This is a genomic window from Bradyrhizobium macuxiense, assembly GCF_007993935.1.
GTDB lineage: Bacteria > Pseudomonadota > Alphaproteobacteria > Rhizobiales > Xanthobacteraceae > Bradyrhizobium > Bradyrhizobium macuxiense_A.
Genome location: NZ_VITY01000004.1, coordinates 642,702 through 660,362, shown reverse-complemented (window position 1 = coordinate 660,362; position 17,661 = coordinate 642,702). Strand labels below are relative to the sequence as shown.

Sequence of the window (17,661 nt, the reverse complement as noted above, 5' to 3'; positions counted from 1 at the left end):
GACAATGAGATCGACTTACGGATGGATCGCCGCGAGCGCAGCAATCCTCTCTGTCGCCTTCGCCACACCATCCCACGCGCAGATCTCCGACGACATGGTGAAGATCGGCGTGCTGACCGATCAGGCCGGCCTTTATGCCGATGCTGCCGGCCCTGGAGCGGTCGAAGCGGTCCGGATGGCGATCGCTGATTTCGGCGGCAAGGTGCTGGGCAAACCGATCGCAATGGTCGATGCCGACCATCAGAACAAGGCCGATGTCGGTGCGGGCATCGCGCGGCGCTGGTATGAGCAGGAGAATGTCGATGTCATCGTCGATTTCGCCAACTCCGCCGTCGCCTTCGCCGTGCTCGAACTCACCAAGCAGAAGAACAAGGCGATGCTGGTGTCGTCCGCCGGCTCGTCTGATCTGACCGGAAAGGGCTGCTCGCCGAATTCGGTGCAGTGGACCTACAACACCTACGCGCTCGCCAACAGCACGGTTCGGGCGCTGGCCAAATCGGGCGCCAAGAGCTGGTACTTCGTCACGGTCGACTACGCCTTCGGCCACGCCTTGCGCAACGACGCCGCCAGGACCGTGGAGAAGGTCGGCGGCACGATCGCCGGCGAGGTCCGGCATCCGCTCAACAGCATGGATTTCTCGTCCTACTTGCTACAGGCCCAAAGCTCGAAGGCCGACGTGATCGCCTTTGCCAATACCGGCGGCGACCTCGCCAACTCGATCCGGCAGGCGCAGGAATTCGGCATGGCGCAGAAGCAGAAGCTCGCGGCCTTCCTGATGCAGACCAGCGACATCCACGCGATCGGCTTGCAGGCGGCGCAGGGGCTTCAGCTCGCGACCGCGTTCTATTGGGACCTCGACGACAAGACCCGCGACTTCGCCGCGCGCTTCATGGAGAAGACCAAGAAGCGGCCGACCATGGTGCAGGCCGGTCTCTACTCCGCGGTCATGAACTATCTCAAGGCAATCGAGAAGTCCGGCACCGACGACGGCCCCAAGGTGATCGCGCAGATGAAGGACATGCCGATCGACGACTTCTTCGCCCGCAATGCATTCCTGCGCGAGGACGGCCAGCTCATCCACGACATGTATCTCGTGCAGGTGAAATCGCCGGCGGAATCCAAGGGCGCCTGGGACTACGAGAAGCTGGTTCAGGTCATCCCGGGCAAGGAGGCGTTCGCGACACCAGAGGAGAGCGCCTGCCCGCTGCTGGAGAAATGACCGCCATCACGTCCCCACACATCACAAGCAAGGCTGGACATCGCATGACCGAACTGCCGCTGCTGTTTACCCCGCTGCAAATCCGCGACCTCGAACTGAAGAACCGGATCATGGTTTCGCCGATGGCGACCTATTCGGCGCGCGAGGGCCGGGCCACCGATTGGCATACCGCGCATATCGGCAAGCTCGCCGCCGGCGGCGCTGGCCTCGTGTTCGTCGAGCAGAGTTCGGTGAACATCCAGGGGCGCATCACCCATGGCTGCCTCGGCATCTGGGACGACGCGCACATCGCGGACCATGCCGCGCTCGCGGCGCTGATCCATGGCTTCAACGCCAAGGCCGCGGTCCAGATCGCACATGGCGGCCGCAAGGGCTCGTCGCAGCGACCGTGGGAAGGCGGCAATCCACTCGGCGAGGCCGATATCACAGCGCGCGGTGAGGGCCCGTGGCAGATCGCGGCTTCGAGCGGCATTCCCTTCGACGACGGCTGGCCGGCTCCGCAGATGATGACGTCAGAACAGATCGATGCCGTGGTGGACGACTACCGTCAGGCGTTCCGCCGCGCCAGGGTCGCCGGCTACGACGTCATCGAGCTGCACTGTGCGCACGGCTATTTGATGCACTCGTTCCTGTCGCCGCTGGCAAACAACCGCAACGACGAATATGGCGGCTCGCGCGAGAACCGCATGCGCCTGCCGCTGCGGATCGCTGCAATCATGCGCGAGGAATGGCCGGATCACCTGCCGGCCTTCGTGCGGATCTCGTCGGTCGACGGCGTCGACATCGGCTGGTCGATCGAGGACTCCGTTGCGTTTGCGACCGAGCTGAAGGCGATCGGGATCGACATGGTGGACTGCTCGTCAGGCGGCATGAAGCTGCCGCGCGGCAATTCGCTGGTGTCGCGAACCCCGGGCTTCCAGGTGCCGTTCGCCGAACGCATCCAGCAGCAAGCCGGCATGCCGACAGTGGCGGTCGGACTGATCCGCGAACCGGACTACGCCGAATCCATTTTGCGGGACGGTAAGGCGACGCTTATTGCGCTCGGCCGCGAACTGCTGTGGAATCCGAACTGGCCCGCGCAGACGGCACTGGCGCTCGGATGCGATCCGGAATGGACCAGCTGGCCCGAGCAGTATGGCTGGTGGCTGAAGCGGCGGGTGGCGCAGCAGGGACGATAACGATGCCGTTGGCGAAGAAGGATGCAGCGAATGCCGGCGGGGCCGCCGGCCCGCGGTCTTTCGAGGGCCCCGATTTCCCCGGCGATACCTCGCGCGACCTGCCGAAGATGGACAATGCGGTCAAATCGGCGCGGCGTGTGTTCGACGTGCTCGAATTCTTCGAGGAGCACCAGCGGGCCGCGTCCGCCATCGAGGTCGCCGCCGCGCTCAAGTTCCCGCAATCCAGCACCTCGGCGCTGATGCGCACGATGACGGCGTTCGGCTATCTGCACTACGACACCAGCCGCCGCACCTATATCCCGACGCCGCGGATCTCGATGCTGGGGCACTGGCTGAGCCCGGCGCTGTTCACGCGGGGGCGCCTGATCAATCTGATGAATGAGCTCTCCGAGAAAACCGGCGAGACCATCATGCTCGCGGTCCGCAACGGGCTCAGCGCGCAATATGTCCACATCATCCAGGCCAAGCTGCCGATGCGACTGTATGTCAAGGCCGGAACGCTACGGCCATTGGCACGATCCGCATCGGGTTACGCGCTGCTGTCGGCCTATCCGGACAAGGAGGTGCGCCGCCTGGTGCGCCTGATCAACGCCAACGAGCCGCGATCCGACCAGCAGATCGACATCAAGGCCGTGATGCTGGAGCTGAAGAAGGTGCGCGACGAGGGGCATGCCTTCTCGCTCGGTCTGGTCACACCGGGCGCGGGTGCCGTTGCCATGAACCTGCCGCCGATCGCGGAATCCAACGAACCGCTGGTGCTGTGCGTGGCCGGATTGAACGACGCGCTGGTCACCCAGGAGACCGAGTTCGCCGACCTGATGCGGAAGGCGATCCAGTTTCATCTGGCGGACTGAAGCGATGCCGTCAACCAATTCTGTTTCGCGCGTGGCATACAAATCGAAGCGTCCGAAAGTTCACTCGGCGGAATTCATGCGCCGCGCCCCGGCTTCATGCCATCTACGCAAGTGGCCCTGCGGGCAACGCTTGTCACGGCTATGGCTTTTCCGCATCATTGAGCGCAAGACAACACCGCAAGCAAGGCCTGCCTGACGGCCGGACCCAAGCCAATCAACACGAGGAACGCTGTGGCGGAGAGTGAAAACATCGTCGCCGAGACCGCGGAAAAGATTTTCGCCGATCTCGCGGATGCCCAGACCATCAATCACGACAAGCAGGGCGCATGGAAGGCGCCGCTGTGGCAGGCGTTGACCGAAGCCGGCCTGCCTCTGTCCTGGGTGCCTGACGATCTCGGCGGTTCCGGCGCCAGTCTCGCGGAAGGTTTCAGCGTCCTCAACGTCGCAGGCCGCCATGCGATCGCTGTTCCGCTGGCCGAAACAATGCTGGCCGGCTGGCTGCTGACGCAGGGCAAGATCGCTTCTCCCGAAGGCGAGATGACGGTGCTGCCGGCAAGCCCGAAGGACCGCGTCACGTTGAATGCCGACGGCAGCCTCTCCGGCCGCGCCCGCGGCGTGCCGTTTGCCAAGGACGCAAAACATTTCGCGGTGCTGGCTGGTGGCAAGGACGGCATCTCGATCGCGCTGGTCGATGCCGCGAGGTGCCGGATCGAATCCAGCACCGGCCTTGGCGGCGATCACAACGACACCGTCACGCTCGACAAGGTGCAACCGGTCACGACCAAGCCGGCGCCCAAGGGCTTTGGCCAGACCACGCTGATGCTGATGGGCGGCGTGGTGCGCAGCCTGCAGATCGCCGGCGCGCTGGAGGCGATGCTTGACATCTCCGTGCGCTATTCCAACGAGCGCGTCGCGTTCGAGAAGAAGATCTCGAAATTCCAGGCGGTGCAGCACAACCTCGCCCGCCTCGCCGGCGAAAACGCCGCGGCGCTGGCCGCCGCGACCTCGGCGGCCGACACCATCGTGAATGCAAAATCGCTGGACACGGACGCGGTGTTCCTCGAAGCGGCCGCCGCAAAAGTCCGTTGCTCGGAAGCGGCCGAGAAGGGCAGCGGCATCGCCCATCAGGTGCATGGCGCGATCGGCTTCACCATCGAGCACATCCTGCACCGCTATTCGCTGCGCGCACTGGCATGGCGCGACGATTTCGGCTCGGAGAGCTATTGGGCGGTCGAGCTCGGCAAGCTCGTCGCCGACCGTGGCGCCGATGAATTGTGGCCGCTGGTGGCTTCGCGCTGAGATCAGGCAGGAAAATCAGGACTGGACATCATGACTGCAGCCCTTCGTTTCGATCCGATCCGCCTGCCAGAAAAATGCGAGCAGCTCCGCAAGGAAGTGCGCGCCTTCCTCGCCGAGGAGATTGCAGCCGGCACCTTCGATCCCCACGCGCCGAACCGCGAGGATAATGACGCGCCGGAATTCTCCCGCCGCGTCGGCGCCAAGGGCTGGCTCGGCATGACCTGGCCGAAGAAATACGGCGGCCAGGAGCGCTCGTTCCTCGAGCGCTATGTCGTGACCGAGGAGATGCGGGTGGCGAACGCGCCGACCCGGCGCTTCTTCGTCGCCGACCGCCAGAGCGGGCCGGTGCTTTTGAAATACGCGCCCGAGCATATCAAGATGGACATCCTGCCGCGGATCTGCCGCGGCGAGGTCTGCTTCGCGATCGGCATGAGCGAGCCGAATTCCGGCTCCGATCTGTTCGCGGCAAAGACCCGCGCCACCAAGACCGACGGCGGCTATCTGATCAACGGCACTAAGATCTGGACCTCGTCGGCGCATATCGCCGACTACATGATCGCGATCTTCCGCACCTCGCCGCCGACCAAGGAAAACCGCCGCCACGGCCTGACCCAGTTCCTGGTCAAGATGAAGCAGCCGGGCATCCAGGTGAATCCGATCGGCCAGATCACCGGCCAGTTCGAATTCAACGAGGTGGTGTTCACCGACTACTTCGTGCCCGACGATCACGTGCTGGGCGAGGTCGACGGCGCCTGGAAGCAGGCGACATCCGAGCTCGCCTATGAGCGCTCCGGCCCCGAGCGTTTCCTCGAGACGTATTACGTGCTCACCGAGCTGGTGCGCGCGGTCGGCAAGAACCCGGATACCCGCAGCGCTGAAGGCATCGGCCGCCTGGTGGCGCAGGTGCACACCATGCGCCGCATGTCGGTGTCGGTTGCCGGCATGCTGCAGGCCGGCAAGGAGCCGGTGGTGGAAGCCTCCATCGTCAAGGACATCGGCACGGTGTGGGAGCAGCAGCTGCCGCATCGGGTGCGCGATCTCGCGGCCTTCGTCGAGGAGACCGCGACCAATCGCGAGACGCTGGAAAAGCAGCTCGATTTCGCCATCAAGACCGCACCCAAGCTGACGATCCAGGGCGGCACCACCGAGGTGCTGCGCGGCATCATCGCCCGCGGGCTCGGTTTGCGCTAATTCAACGAGGACAGAACATGACCAAGTACACTGATATCGGCGTCGAGACCCACGGCCATGTCGGCCTGATCGAAATCCGAAAGCCGCCGCTGAACTTCTTCGACGTCGCGCTGATCAACCAGATCGCCGACGCGCTGGAGGAGTTCGACAACAATATCGAGATCCGCGCCTCGGTGCTCGCCGCGCAAGGCAAGGCGTTCTGCGCCGGCGCCAATTTCGGCGATCCCGCCCGCCAGGAGCAGGAGGAGCGTGCCAAGAGCGATCCGGCCTCGAACCTGCCGATCAACCATCTCTACGTTCAGGCGGTGCGCATCTTCCGCAACAAGAAGCCGATCGTAGCTGCGATCCATGGCGCCGCGATCGGCGGCGGTCTCGGGCTTGCCGTCTCGGCCGACTTCCGCGTCGCCTGCCCCGAAGCACGCTTCGCCGCGAACTTCACCAAGCTCGGCTTCCATCCGGGCTTTGGCCTCACCACGACGCTGCCGGAGCTGATCGGCAAGAACAATGCGGAGCTGATGTTCTACACCAGCCGTCGCGTCACCGGCGAAGAGGCCTATCGCTGGGGCCTCGCCAACGTGCTGGTGCCGCAGGATCAGGTGCGCGCCGAGGCGATGAAGCTCGCGCAGGAGATCGCCGAATGCTCGCCGCTCGGCCTGGTCTCGACCCGCGCCACCATGCGCGCCGGCCTCGCCGACCGCGTGCTCGCCGCAACCAACCACGAGTTGGAAGAGCAGACCAAGCTGCGCGCGACCGAAGACTTCAAGGAAGGCGTCAAGGCCACCGCCGAACGCCGCGTCGCGAACTTCAAGGGGCGGTAAAGGTTCACCCGCCTCTCTCAACACGTCGTCCCGGCGAAGGCCGGGACCCATAACCACCGAGCTGAGTTGTAAGCGAAGCCGCCCCCCTTGTGCCCATTCCGCGGGCCGCGGCGTATGGGTCCCGGCGTTCGCCGGGACGACGGTGGGGGGGGATAGCTCGCTAACTCCTCGACACCACCAGCGCATCGACGATCGTCACGCCCTGCCCCTCCGGATGCACCAGCACCGGATTGACCTCGATCTCGGCGATCTCGCCTCGGTGCTGCGCAGCCAGCACTGAGATCTGCGAGATCAGCCGCGCCAGCGCCGCGACATCCGCTTTCGGCGCGGCGCGGAAGCCGTGCAGCAGCGGCGCGGCCTTCAGCGTCTCGAGCATTATGGTCGCCTCAGCCGCGCTCACCGGCGCCGGGCGATAGACCACGTCCTTGAACAATTCGGTCGTGATGCCGCCGAGCCCGACCATCACCAACGGCCCGAAGGTCTTGTCCGTCATCGTGCCGACAATGATCTCGACGCCCTTTTTTGCCATCGGCCCGACCAGCACACCCTGGATCGCAGCGTCCGGCCTCGCCTTCTGCACGGTCTCCAGCATGTCGCGATAGGCCGTGAACGCCGCGCCCTTGGCGGCGATGTTGACGCGGACGCCGCCGACCTCGCTCTTGTGCGCAATCGCCGGCGACTGGATCTTCATGACCAGTGGAAACCCGGCGCGCTCGATCGCGGCATCGAGCCCGTCGCGGTCGGTCACCAGCACCTCGTCGGGCAGCGCGATGCCGGCGGCGCGCAGCAGCGACTTGCTGTCATGTTCGGAGAGCGTCTTCGCCTTCAGATGCGCGGAGAGATCGTGTGCCGGCGGCGCCGCCTCCATCTCCGGCGCGGGCTTGAAGGCGGCATGATCCGCCAGCCGCCGCATCGCGACGCCGACATGGGTGAGCCCCGAGAGCACCACCACGCCCGACTTCGCCAGCTCCTGCCGCGCGAATTGCGACGGTAGCGTGTAGGAGTAGAACACCACCGGCTTGTGCTGCGCCGAGATTACCGGCTTCAGCTCTTCCTCCTTGAACGGCATCCGCGTCTCGCTCGACAGCGACAGCACGACCAGCGTCGCATCGACTTCGCCGGACGCATCGAACAGCTCGATGCTCTTCTGCAGGCCGCCGGAGGAAACGCCCTGCGCGGTGACGTCAACGGGATTGCCCGCCGCGCCATAGGACGGCATCCATTGCTTGATCTGGTTCTGGATATCGGGCGACAGCTCCGGCACACGCAGACCCTGCATCGACACGGTGTCGGCGCCCCAGATGCCGGCGCCGCCGGACACCGTCAGCACCGCGACCCGATCGCCCTTCGGCAACGGATTGGTGGTCAACACGGCAGCAATCGTCACCGCCTCGTCGAGATCGTTGGAGACAATGAAGCCGTATTTCGCGAACACCGCGTCATAGGCTGCCGACCATCCGGCCATGCTTGCGGTGTGCGAGGCCGCCGCGCGCTCGCCGGCGCCCGAGCGGCCGACCTTGGTGACGATGACCGGCTTCCTGAGCTCCGCCGCGCGCTTCGCCGCGGCGAGGAACTTGTCGACGTCGCGGATGCCCTCGATGAACAGCAGGATCACGTCGGTTGCGGGATCCTGCACCATGTAGTCGAGGAACTCGCCGGCGCCGAGATCGCTCTCATTGCCGGCGCTGACCACGTAGCTGAGCGCGACGCCGAGCGCCTTGGCGCGATGATAGATCGCAAAGCCGATGCCGCCGCTCTGCGCGACGATACCGATCCGCCGCCTGCTCGCGACCAGATCGGGCACATCCGGCTTGACGTCGACGGTCGGGCTGAAGGTCGCGGCGACCTTCTGCACCTGGCTGTAGAAACCTTCCGCGTTCGGGCCACTGATCCGCATCCCGGTCCGCTTCGCCAGCGCCACGATCGCATCCTGCATCGCTGCGCTGTCGCCGCCCTCCTCGGCAAAGCCCGAGGAGATAATGACCGCATTCTTGACGCCGGCCGCCGCGCATTGCTCCAGCGCCGGCAGCACCGCGCGGGCGGGAATCACGACGACGGCGAGGTCGATCGGCGCGCCGATCTCGGCGATCGACTTGAAGCATTTCAGCCCGTCGATCTCGTCATAGTTCGGATTGATCGGATAGAGCGCGCCCGGAAAACCGTTCTTGCGCAGCATCGCGAGCAGCCGCCCGGGAATCTTCTCGTGGTCGCGCGAGGCACCGATCAGTGCGATGCTCTTTGGGGCGAAGAAGGAATCGAGCGGATGCGACATGGGCGTTTCCGGTTGTTGTTATTATGAGCCACGATATTGAATCGCCGCCGCCCGCTCAACCACCCTCCCCGTCATCCTGAGGTGCGAGCGGAGCGAGCCTCGAAGGATGGACGGCCCGGTCTGTGGCCGTGCATCCTCGAGACGCGCTGCGCGCTCCTCAGGATGACGGGAGAAGTAGCCCGGATGCAGCGAAGCGCAATCCGGGAACGGTCCATCCGTGGAGAGCGCGGCCCCGGATTTCGCTTCGCTCAATCCGGGCTACGAGAGCTACACCGTCAGCTTGAACGTCACGCCGCAGAGCAGGAACTGATCCCCCGCCACCACACAGCCCCTGGCTCTTGCGGCGTCCAGCACCCTGGCCTTGTCGGAGACCTTGAACGTCAAGCCGCTCATGATCTCGCTACTGCCCTTGACGAAGCGGAAGATGCTGTTGGGCAGCTTCACCGTGGTACCGTCGGCGGCCGCGCCGACGATCTTCCCCCAATGCGCCGCCAGCGCTTCTGGCTCGGGGCTCTGCATCTCGACTTCGGTCAGCGCAAGGGTCGTGTCCTTGCGGATCGACTTCTGCCAGTCAGGGCCGGCCGGCGGATATGGCCCCAGGATGTCGTCGCTGCCGTCGGTGTGGTTGAACTCGATGAAGGCGGCGCGGCAGTCGCGCGGATGCAGTTGCACGCCGTGATACGGCGCATGCGTGATCACGTTCGCGGTCCGCACGCCCATCGCATTGGCCTTGGCGCCACGCGCGTCGGGATCCTCGCAGCAGAAGATCGCCATGTAGCCGCCACGGCCGCCGGTCTTCTCGATGAAGCGGCCGGCCGCCGTGCCCGGCCCAGGCTGGAACGGCGCGACCACCTCCAGCAGGATGGTATCGACCGGCAGCAGCGCGTTCTCCAGCCCGTATTTGGCGACATTGCAGTCGCGATAGCAGACATCGAGGCCCATGATCGCGGAGATATCAGCGATCACGGGCTTGAGCTGCGGCGCCACCAGACAGATCTGGCGCAGCCGCATGTAATCGGCCATGTGATTGGTCACGGCTTACTGACCCTGGAAGGTGGGCTTACGCTTCTCGACGAACGCCTTGGCCGCTTCCTTGTGGTCGGTGGTCTCGCCGGCGCGGGTGTGGTGGATCGCCTCGCCGTCGAAGCAGGCTTCCAGCGTCATCGTCTCGGCATTGTTGATATTGCGCTTGATGTAGCCGAGCGCGACCGACGGCCCTTGCGCTAGCGAGCGCGCGAGCTCCAGCGTCTCGGCCTCGACGTCGGCATCGGGCACCACCTTGGAGACCATGCCGAGGTGGTAGGCCTCCTGCGCCGACAGCACCGGCGACATCATATAGAGCTCGCGCGCTTTCGCGCTGCCGAGCATCTTGGTGAGAAAGTAAGTGCCGCCGTAGTCGCCGGAGAAGCCGACCTTGGCAAAAGCTGTCGTGATCTTGCAGGAGGCGCTGGCGACGCGGAGATCGCAGGACAGCGCGATCGAGAGCCCGGCGCCGGCCGCAGCACCATCGAGCTGCGCCACCACGGGCTTCGGCATCGTGTGCAGGATGCGCGAGACCTCCATGCCGCGGCGCAGGTTCGCCATCTTGGCCTCGAACGGCAGCGGCGCGCGGCCTTCGGCCATCGACTTGACGTCACCGCCGACGCAGAACGTGCCGCCGGCGCCCCGGATCAGCACCGCGCGCACCTCGGTATCGTCCTGCGCCCGCCGCGCCGCCTCGACCAGGCCGCGCGTCATGTCGGGATTGAGCGCATTGCGCCGATCCGCCCGGTTCATGGTGATGGTGAGCAGGCCCTTGTCGAGGGATTGAAGAACCATCTGATTGTCGCTCATGGCGTTTTGCCTCTCGTTGTTGTTGGTTAAACGCGAAGTTTGTCCAAGCCGTCATTGCGAGCCACCCGGTCGGCGCGGAGCGCCGCCGGATGACAGGCTCCGCGAAGCAATCCATGCTTCCGCGTATGCGGATCGATGGATTGCTTCGTCGCTATCGCTCCTCGCAATGACGGCATGAACGGTCCGTTCTATTTTTTGACCAGCGGGCAGCGCGACTCCGACAGCGGCTGGAAGGCCTGGTCGCCCGGCACGGTCGCGAGCAGCTTGTAGTCGTCCCAGCGGCCTTTCGATTCGGAGGGCTTCTTGACCTCGAACAGATACATGTCGTGCACCATGCGGCCGTCCTCGCGAATCCGGCCGTTCTTGGCGAACATGTCGTTGATCGGGGTCTCCTTCATCACCTTCATGACGGCGGCGGCATCCGTGGTGCCGGCGGCCTTCACCGCCTGCAAATAATGCATCACCGAGGAGTAGACGCCGGCCTGCGCCGAGGTCGGCACCCTCTTGGTGCGTTCCATGAAGCGTTTTGAGAACGCGCGGGTGTCGTCATTGAGGTCCCAATAGAATGCTTCCGCGAGCAGCAGCCCCTGCGCGGTCTCGAGCCCGACGCTGTCGATGTCGGTGACGAAAGCCAGCAGCGGCGAGATCTTCTGGCCGCCCTTGGTGATGCCGAACTCGGCGCCCTGCTTGATCGCGTTGATGGTGTCGCCGCCGGCATTGGCGAGCCCGATCACCTTGGCCTTGGAGGCCTGCGCCTGCAGCAGGAAGGAGGAGAAGTCCGAGGTATTGATCGGATGGCGCACGCTGCCGAGCACCTTGCCGCCCGACTTCACCACGACATTGCTGGTGTCCTTTTCGAGGTCCTGGCCGAACGCATAATCCGCGGTCAGAAAGAACCAGGTGTCGAGGCCGGATTTCACCGCGGCAAGGCCGGTCACATTGGCCTGCGCGAAGGTGTCGAACACATAGTGCACGGTATAGGGGCCGCAGGCTTCATTGGAGAGGCGGATCGAGCCCGGGCCGTTGAACATGATGATCTTGCCGCGCGCCTTGGCGATCTCGGCCGCGGCGAGCGCGGTGGCGGACGCCGCGACGTCGAAGATCATCTCGACACCCTGGTTGTCAATCATGTCGCGCGCGATGTTGGCGGAAAGATCGGCCTTGTTGAGATGGTCGCCGACCACGATCTCGATCTTGCGGCCGAGCACCGTGCCGCCGAAATCCTCCGCCGCCATCTTTGCCGCGGTTTCGCTGCCGGAGCCGGTGATGTCGGCATAGAGGCTCGACATATCGAGGATGCCGCCGAGCTTCAGCGGAGGCTTGTCCTGCGCCAGCGACGCATTCGCCGAGATCGCAAACACACAGGCCAACACGCCGGCCAAAACCCGTCTCATTCAAATCCTCCCCTTGAGATGCGGACCCTATTCCATCAGGTCCGTTTCACGCGCGCGGGATCATGCCGCATGCCATGCACAGCGGCAAGCTGCGGAGCCGACACGTGTTTTCCGCTGAGCGGAATGGTCAAAATGTGCGAGGATCGATCCATGCAGACGTTATCGATGCAGATTCTGCCGACGCTCGCTCGCAGCATCCTCCTCGGATGCACGACGCTGCTTGCTTGCAGCGCCAGTCATGCGGCCGGATGCAATTTCGAGATTCAAGGCGAAGGTCGCGTCGCCGCGGTGGTCGATGCGCGCAGCCTGCGGCTCGACGACGGCCGCGAGGTCAGGCTTGCCGGCATCGAGGTTGCGGACCGGGCGAAGGCCATGGCAGCGCTGACGGCGCAATTGGTCGGCCGCGACGTGACGCTGCGCGGACAGGACGACACGCCGGACCGCTATGGCCGGCAGCCAGCCTACGCATTCCTCAAAGGCAGCGAGACGCCCGTACAGAGCGAGCTGCTGCGTCAGGGCCTCGCGCTGGTGTCGTCCGAGATCGCGGACAAGGACTGCGCCGCGGCGCTGATGGCGGCGGAAAGCGAGGCACGGACGGCCCGGTCGGGAACCTGGGCTGAGGCCACGGTCATAAAAAACGCTGAAAGTCCGGACGATATTTTGGCCGGGATCGGGCGTTTTACAGTGGTCGAGGGCAGGGTTTTGACCGTGCGCCAAGCGGGCGCGACGACCTACCTGAATTTCGGCCGGAACTGGACTAGGGACTTTGCTCTGACTATTTCAAGGCGCATAGTCCCTGCGTTCGAGGCGGCCGGGCTTTCGCCCAAGTCTCTGGAAAATCGCAGGATTCGTGTGCGAGGCTGGGTGGAAGCACGACGTGGGCCGCGAATCGAACTGCTCCGGGTGGGGCAGATTGAACTGCTCGGCGGGAACTAGGGGGCCTTTGGCCACACCCCGGCCGATTCACGGGATAATTTGTGAGTTTTTGACGTGATTGAGCGCGCAGGACGGCGTGAAGATGGGACTGGCCGCCGCCTTTCGGCGGCGCCTGTGCTCGTCTGCGCGGCCCTGACGCTGTCGGCCTGTGGCAATGTCGGCCGGTTCGAGCAGGTCACGCCGACCGCAACAGCGGCGCCGGTGAAGCCGAATCGGGTGGTGCAACAGACCCCCAACAGCGAGCGCGAGCATGAGCGGATCCTGTCGTCCTATGGCGGCGCCTATGACGACCCCAAGCTCGAAGCCCTGATCAGCAAGACCGTTGAGCGGCTGGTCGCCGCCTCCGAACGGCCCGACCAGGCCTACAAGGTCACGATCCTCAATTCCGGTGCGGTCAACGCCTTCGCGCTGCCGACCGGCCAGCTCTACGTCACGCGCGGCCTGATCGCGCTCGCCAGCGACACCTCCGAGCTCTCCTCGGTGCTGAGCCACGAGATGGCGCATGTGCTGGCCAAGCACGCCGCGATGCGCGAGGACCAGGCGCGCCAGGCGGCGGTGGTGACGCGCGTCGTCACCGACATGAGCACTGATCCCGATCTCACGGCGCTGGCGCTCGCCAAGACCAAGCTGACGATGGCGAGCTTCTCGCGGCAGCAGGAGTTCGAGGCCGACGGCATCGGCGTCGGGATCGCCGCGCGCGCGCATTTCGATCCCTATGGCGCGTCGCGCTTCCTGACCGCGATGGAGCGCAACGCCGCGCTCAAGATCGGCAAGACCGCGCTCGATCCGCGCGCGCAGGACTTCACCTCGTCGCATCCGGCAACGCCCGAGCGCATCAACAATGCGCAGACCACCGCGCGGCAATATTCGTCGCCCGAGAACAACGAGCGCGACCGCGAGACCTATCTCGCTGCGATCGACAACATCGTCTATGGCGAGGATCCCAGCGAAGGCTTCGTGCGCGGCCGCAGGTTCCTGCATCCCAAGCTCGGCTTCACCTTTACCGCACCGGACAATTTCACACTCGACAACACCGCGCAGGCGGTGATCGGCGTGCGCGAGGGCGGCAGCCAGGCGATGCGCTTCGACGTGGTGCGGGTGCCGGCCGAACAGTCGCTCGGCGACTACCTGAATTCCGGCTGGATGGAAGGCGTCGAGAGATCCTCGACCGAGGACCTCAACATCAACGGCTTTCCGGCGGCCTCGGCCACCGCGCATGGCGACCAGTGGCAGTTCAAGGTCTACGCGCTGCGCTTCGGCAGCGACGTCTACCGCTTCATCTTCGCCGCCAAGCAGAAATCCACCGAGAGCGAGCGCAACGCGCGCGAGACCGTCAACTCGTTCCGCCGCCTGACGCTCGACGAGATCCAGGCCGCGCGCCCGCTGCGCATCAAGGTCATCAACGTGCAGCCCGGCGACACCGTGGAATCGCTGTCGCACCGCATGGCCGGCGTCGATCATCCGGCGGAGCGCTTCCGCGTGCTCAACGGCCTCGACGCCCACGCCCAGGTGAAGCCGCGCGACCGCGTCAAGATCGTGGTGGATTGAGGGCCACCGAGAAGCGCGCTCACACCTCAGCAACCACCGCCGTCGTCCCGGCGAAAGCCGGGACCCATTACCACCGTCGTTCATTGTTGGAAGAAGCTGGGGCCACAGCGCGTTCGAACGACGGAACCCTGTGGTTATGGGTCCCGGCCTTCGCCGGGACGACGGGTGGAGAAGGTTGGTGCCCTACTTCGCCTTCTCCTTGAGGAAGGCGATAATGTCGGCCCGATCCTTCGGATCCTGAACTTCGTAGAACATCTTGGTGCCCGGAACCATCGCGTCGGGACCGGTGAGCCATTTGTCGAGATTGGCCTCGGTCCACACGATCTTCGAGTCCTTCAGCGCCGGCGAGTAATTGTAGCCCGCGACCGAGCCGGCGAGGCGGCCGACGACACCCTTGTGCATCGGCCCGACGTCGTTCTTCTCGATCGAATGGCAATCGCCGCAGCCCTGATAGAGGGTGGCGCCCCGCGCGGCATCGCCCGCCGCACGGGCGCTGTTCAGGGCGAGCAGGATCGCGATCGCCGCCATTGCGACTGTTTTGGCGTGCCGCGGCGCCAGGACGCCTGCGATCGAACGGATGGTCATTCCCGAGGTCTCCTGTTGGTCACCGCAACAGGAGCAGCCTCACTGGCGATCTATTCCCGGAAATTCCGCTGGTTCGCAATTGGGCTGAACGCGAGCCGCGTCGATCGCCGAGAATGGCCGTTGTTGCTGAAGTTTATTCCCGCCGGCGTGGAATATCCGCGCGGCCCCGCCGATCTCAATTCGCAGCTGCCACCTCCGCAGCGGCGCCGGGCTATTGGAGCATCCCCAGTGTTTCGCAATCGGCTCGGCGCCGTCGCTCGACTTGCCGGACTCGCGTGCATGCTGCTCGCTGCGCTCACAGCCGCAGCCACCACCGCCGCTCGCGCGGACGGCTGCCCCAAGCCGAGCGACGAAATTGCGACCGACCGGCCCGACGTCACCAATTCAAGTATCGTCGTGCCGGTCGGGAGCCTGCAGAACGAGAACGGCGTCAACCTGACCGGCCGCGACGCCGGCCGCAGCATCGACGGCAGCAACAGCCGCTGGCGGCTCGGGATTGCGCCCTGCCTCGAGGTGCTGGTCGACCTGCCGACCTGGTTCGGCAGCGTGAAATCGGCCGGCGTCTCGGGCTTTTCCGACGTCGCGCCCGCGATCAAATGGCAGATCAGCCCGCTGCCGGGGAAGATCGACCTGTCGATCACCGCCGGCGTCGCGCTGCCGACCGGCGCGGCTGCGATCGCCGGGCGCGGCGCGCAGCCCTACATCCAGCTGCCGTGGTCATGGGAGCTGCATGACGGCTGGGGCGTCAGCGGCATGTTCACGGAGTTCTTCCGCCCCGCCGAACTGACCGGCCAGCGTATGTCGGAAGCGACCTTCGTGATCGAGAAGAAGCTGACCGAGCGGATCAGCATGTTCACCGAATATGTCGGCGACTATCCCGACGGCGCGCGGCCGACCCAGCTGATCAACTCCGGCGGAGCATACCGGATCACGCCGACCCAGCAGCTCGACCTCCACGTCGCGTTCGGGCTCAACCGCAACTCGCCGAACTACATCGTCGGCCTGGGCTATTCGTTCCGGATCGACGGGCTGTTCCGGTAAACAATGATCCGTAGCCCGGATGAAGCGCAGCGCAATCCGGGGCAAGACCATCCGCGGTGACAGTGGTCCCGGATTTCGCTTCGCTGCATCCGGGCTACAAGACGAACGAGGCTGCGTGATTAATTGACTTCCGCTTCGCGCAGGCCGCTCAGCCACAACGCCAGCAGCGTCCACACCGCGCCCGACAACAGATACGCGCCGGCCGAGATCAGGCCGAAATGCGTCGCCAGCAAAAGCGCGGCGAGCGGCGCGAAGCCGGCGCCGAACAACCAGGCGAAATCCGAGGTCAGCGCCGAGGCGGTGTAGCGATAGGTCCGCGCGAAGTTCGAGGCGATCGCGCCCGACGACTGGCCGAACGAGAGGCCAAGCAGCACGAAGCCGAGCACCATGTACACGGTTTCGCCGAACGCGCCGGCATCGAGCAGCTGCGGGGCAAAGCCGCTATAGACCGCAATCGCAACCGCCGATCCCAGCAGCAGCGGCTTGCGCCCGACGCGGTCGGCGATCATGCCGGAAGCGACGATTGCGGCGACGCCGACCATGGCGCCGATCATCTCGATGATCAAAAAGCGCACCGGGCTTTCCTTGGTGAACAGGAACACCCAGGACAGCGGAAACACCGTGACCATGTGGAACAGGGCAAAGCTCGCCAGCGGCGCAAACGCGCCGAGCAGGATGTTGCGTCCCTCCTGCGCGACGGTCTCGCCGACGCGCGCCGGCTCCAGATCGCGGCTTTCGAACAGCTCGGAATATTCATCGGTCGCCACCATGCGCAGCCGCGCGAACAGCGCCACCACGTTGATGGCGAAGGCGACGAAGAACGGATAGCGCCAGCCCCAGTCGAAGAAATCATCCGCCGAAAGGTTGCCGGCGAAGAACGCGAACAGCGCGCTCGCCACGATCAGCCCGAGCGGCGCGCCGAGCTGCGGCACCATCGCGTACCAGCCGCGCTTGTTGGCCGGCGAATTCATCGCGAGCAGCGAGGCCAGGCCGTCCCACGCACCGCCCCAGGCGATGCCCTGCAGGACGCGCGCGGCGGCAAGCAGCCAGATCGCCGCGACCCCGATCGTGTCGTAGCCGGGAAGGAAGGCGAGCGCGACCGTGGCGGTGCCGAGCAGGAACAACGCGATGACGAGCTTGGCGCCCTTGCCGTGGCGGCGGTCGACCGCCATGAAGATGACGGTGCCGAGCGGCCGCGCGGCAAACGCCAGCGCGAAGATGCCGAACGAGTAGAGCGTGCCGGTCAGTTCATTGACGAACGGAAACACCAGCTTCGGGAACACGATCACCGAGGCGATCGCATAGACGAAGAAGTCGAAGAACTCCGACGTCCGTCCGATGATGACGCCGATGGCGATTTCGCCGGGTTTCGCCTGCCCGTGACCTGATGCGGTCGGGGTGCCGTGAGCCATTGCTGGGGCCTGTGCCATCGCCGGAGAACCGTCCTTTGGAGCATGACCCGGAAAAGTGGAGACCGGTTTTCCGAACCGCAC

At 65.2% G+C, this 17,661-nt stretch carries 15 protein-coding genes; 9 read left to right on the top strand and 6 right to left on the bottom strand.

What is annotated here, in order from left to right; genetic code table 11:
- Positions 1-4: 4 nt before the first annotated feature.
- The 6 genes from FBZ93_RS14320 to FBZ93_RS14295 all read left to right on the top strand — a co-directional run bounded on the left by FBZ93_RS14320 (position 5) and on the right by FBZ93_RS14295 (position 6,559).
- Positions 5-1,219 carry an ABC transporter substrate-binding protein gene (locus FBZ93_RS14320; RefSeq protein WP_146986545.1) on the top strand — a complete coding sequence of 405 codons (1,215 nt, stop codon included), beginning with the start codon at positions 5-7 and terminating at the stop codon, positions 1,217-1,219.
- Positions 1,220-1,263: 44 nt separating this feature from the next.
- A complete protein-coding gene (locus tag FBZ93_RS14315; RefSeq protein WP_146986544.1) occupies positions 1,264-2,397 on the top strand; it encodes an NADH:flavin oxidoreductase/NADH oxidase in 1,134 nt (377 codons plus the stop codon).
- Positions 2,398-2,399: 2 nt separating this feature from the next.
- Entirely contained in the window at positions 2,400-3,251 is an 852-nt protein-coding gene (locus FBZ93_RS14310) for an IclR family transcriptional regulator (RefSeq protein WP_146986543.1), read from the top strand.
- Between the two features lie 231 nt (positions 3,252-3,482).
- Positions 3,483-4,550, top strand: coding sequence for an acyl-CoA dehydrogenase family protein (locus FBZ93_RS14305; RefSeq protein WP_146986542.1), 1,068 nt, complete (start codon positions 3,483-3,485; stop codon positions 4,548-4,550).
- Between the two features lie 30 nt (positions 4,551-4,580).
- On the top strand, positions 4,581-5,741 hold the full coding sequence (locus FBZ93_RS14300) for an acyl-CoA dehydrogenase family protein (RefSeq protein WP_018269158.1): 1,161 nt from the start codon (positions 4,581-4,583) through the stop codon (positions 5,739-5,741).
- A 17-nt stretch (positions 5,742-5,758) separates the two neighbouring features.
- Positions 5,759-6,559 (top strand): enoyl-CoA hydratase/isomerase family protein, encoded by an 801-nt coding sequence (locus tag FBZ93_RS14295; RefSeq protein WP_024582673.1) that lies wholly within the window; start codon positions 5,759-5,761, stop codon positions 6,557-6,559.
- Positions 6,560-6,719: 160 nt separating this feature from the next.
- Here FBZ93_RS14295 and FBZ93_RS14290 read toward each other — a convergent pair whose 3' ends face one another.
- The 4 genes from FBZ93_RS14290 to FBZ93_RS14275 form a co-directional block, all read right to left on the bottom strand.
- On the bottom strand, positions 6,720-8,831 hold the full coding sequence (locus tag FBZ93_RS14290; protein ID WP_146986541.1) for an acetate--CoA ligase family protein: 2,112 nt from the start codon (positions 8,829-8,831) through the stop codon (positions 6,720-6,722).
- Positions 8,832-9,098: 267 nt separating this feature from the next.
- Positions 9,099-9,854: a hypothetical protein gene (locus FBZ93_RS14285; RefSeq protein ID WP_146986620.1), complete on the bottom strand. Its 756-nt coding sequence runs from the start codon at positions 9,852-9,854 to the stop codon at positions 9,099-9,101.
- Positions 9,855-9,869: 15 nt separating this feature from the next.
- Positions 9,870-10,664: an enoyl-CoA hydratase gene (locus tag FBZ93_RS14280; protein WP_146986540.1), complete on the bottom strand. Its 795-nt coding sequence runs from the start codon at positions 10,662-10,664 to the stop codon at positions 9,870-9,872.
- A 188-nt stretch (positions 10,665-10,852) separates the two neighbouring features.
- A complete protein-coding gene (locus FBZ93_RS14275) occupies positions 10,853-12,058 on the bottom strand; it encodes an ABC transporter substrate-binding protein (protein WP_074126631.1) in 1,206 nt (401 codons plus the stop codon).
- Positions 12,059-12,208: 150 nt separating this feature from the next.
- Between FBZ93_RS14275 and FBZ93_RS14270 the strand changes: the two genes are divergently transcribed.
- Both FBZ93_RS14270 and FBZ93_RS14265 read left to right on the top strand, forming a co-directional pair.
- Entirely contained in the window at positions 12,209-12,994 is a 786-nt protein-coding gene (locus FBZ93_RS14270; RefSeq protein ID WP_246667472.1) for a thermonuclease family protein, read from the top strand.
- A gap of 54 nt (positions 12,995-13,048) precedes the next feature.
- Positions 13,049-14,542, top strand: coding sequence for a M48 family metalloprotease (locus tag FBZ93_RS14265; protein ID WP_146986539.1), 1,494 nt, complete (start codon positions 13,049-13,051; stop codon positions 14,540-14,542).
- Between the two features lie 183 nt (positions 14,543-14,725).
- On the opposite strand, the gene FBZ93_RS14260 is transcribed toward FBZ93_RS14265, so the two are convergent.
- A complete protein-coding gene (locus FBZ93_RS14260; protein WP_146986538.1) occupies positions 14,726-15,127 on the bottom strand; it encodes a c-type cytochrome in 402 nt (133 codons plus the stop codon).
- A gap of 279 nt (positions 15,128-15,406) precedes the next feature.
- Between FBZ93_RS14260 and FBZ93_RS14255 the strand changes: the two genes are divergently transcribed.
- Entirely contained in the window at positions 15,407-16,168 is a 762-nt protein-coding gene (locus FBZ93_RS14255) for a transporter (protein ID WP_246667471.1), read from the top strand.
- A 119-nt stretch (positions 16,169-16,287) separates the two neighbouring features.
- Here the strand turns inward: FBZ93_RS14255 and FBZ93_RS14250 are convergent, their stop codons facing one another.
- On the bottom strand, positions 16,288-17,580 hold the full coding sequence (locus tag FBZ93_RS14250) for an MFS transporter (protein WP_146986536.1): 1,293 nt from the start codon (positions 17,578-17,580) through the stop codon (positions 16,288-16,290).
- Positions 17,581-17,661: the final 81 nt, after the last annotated feature.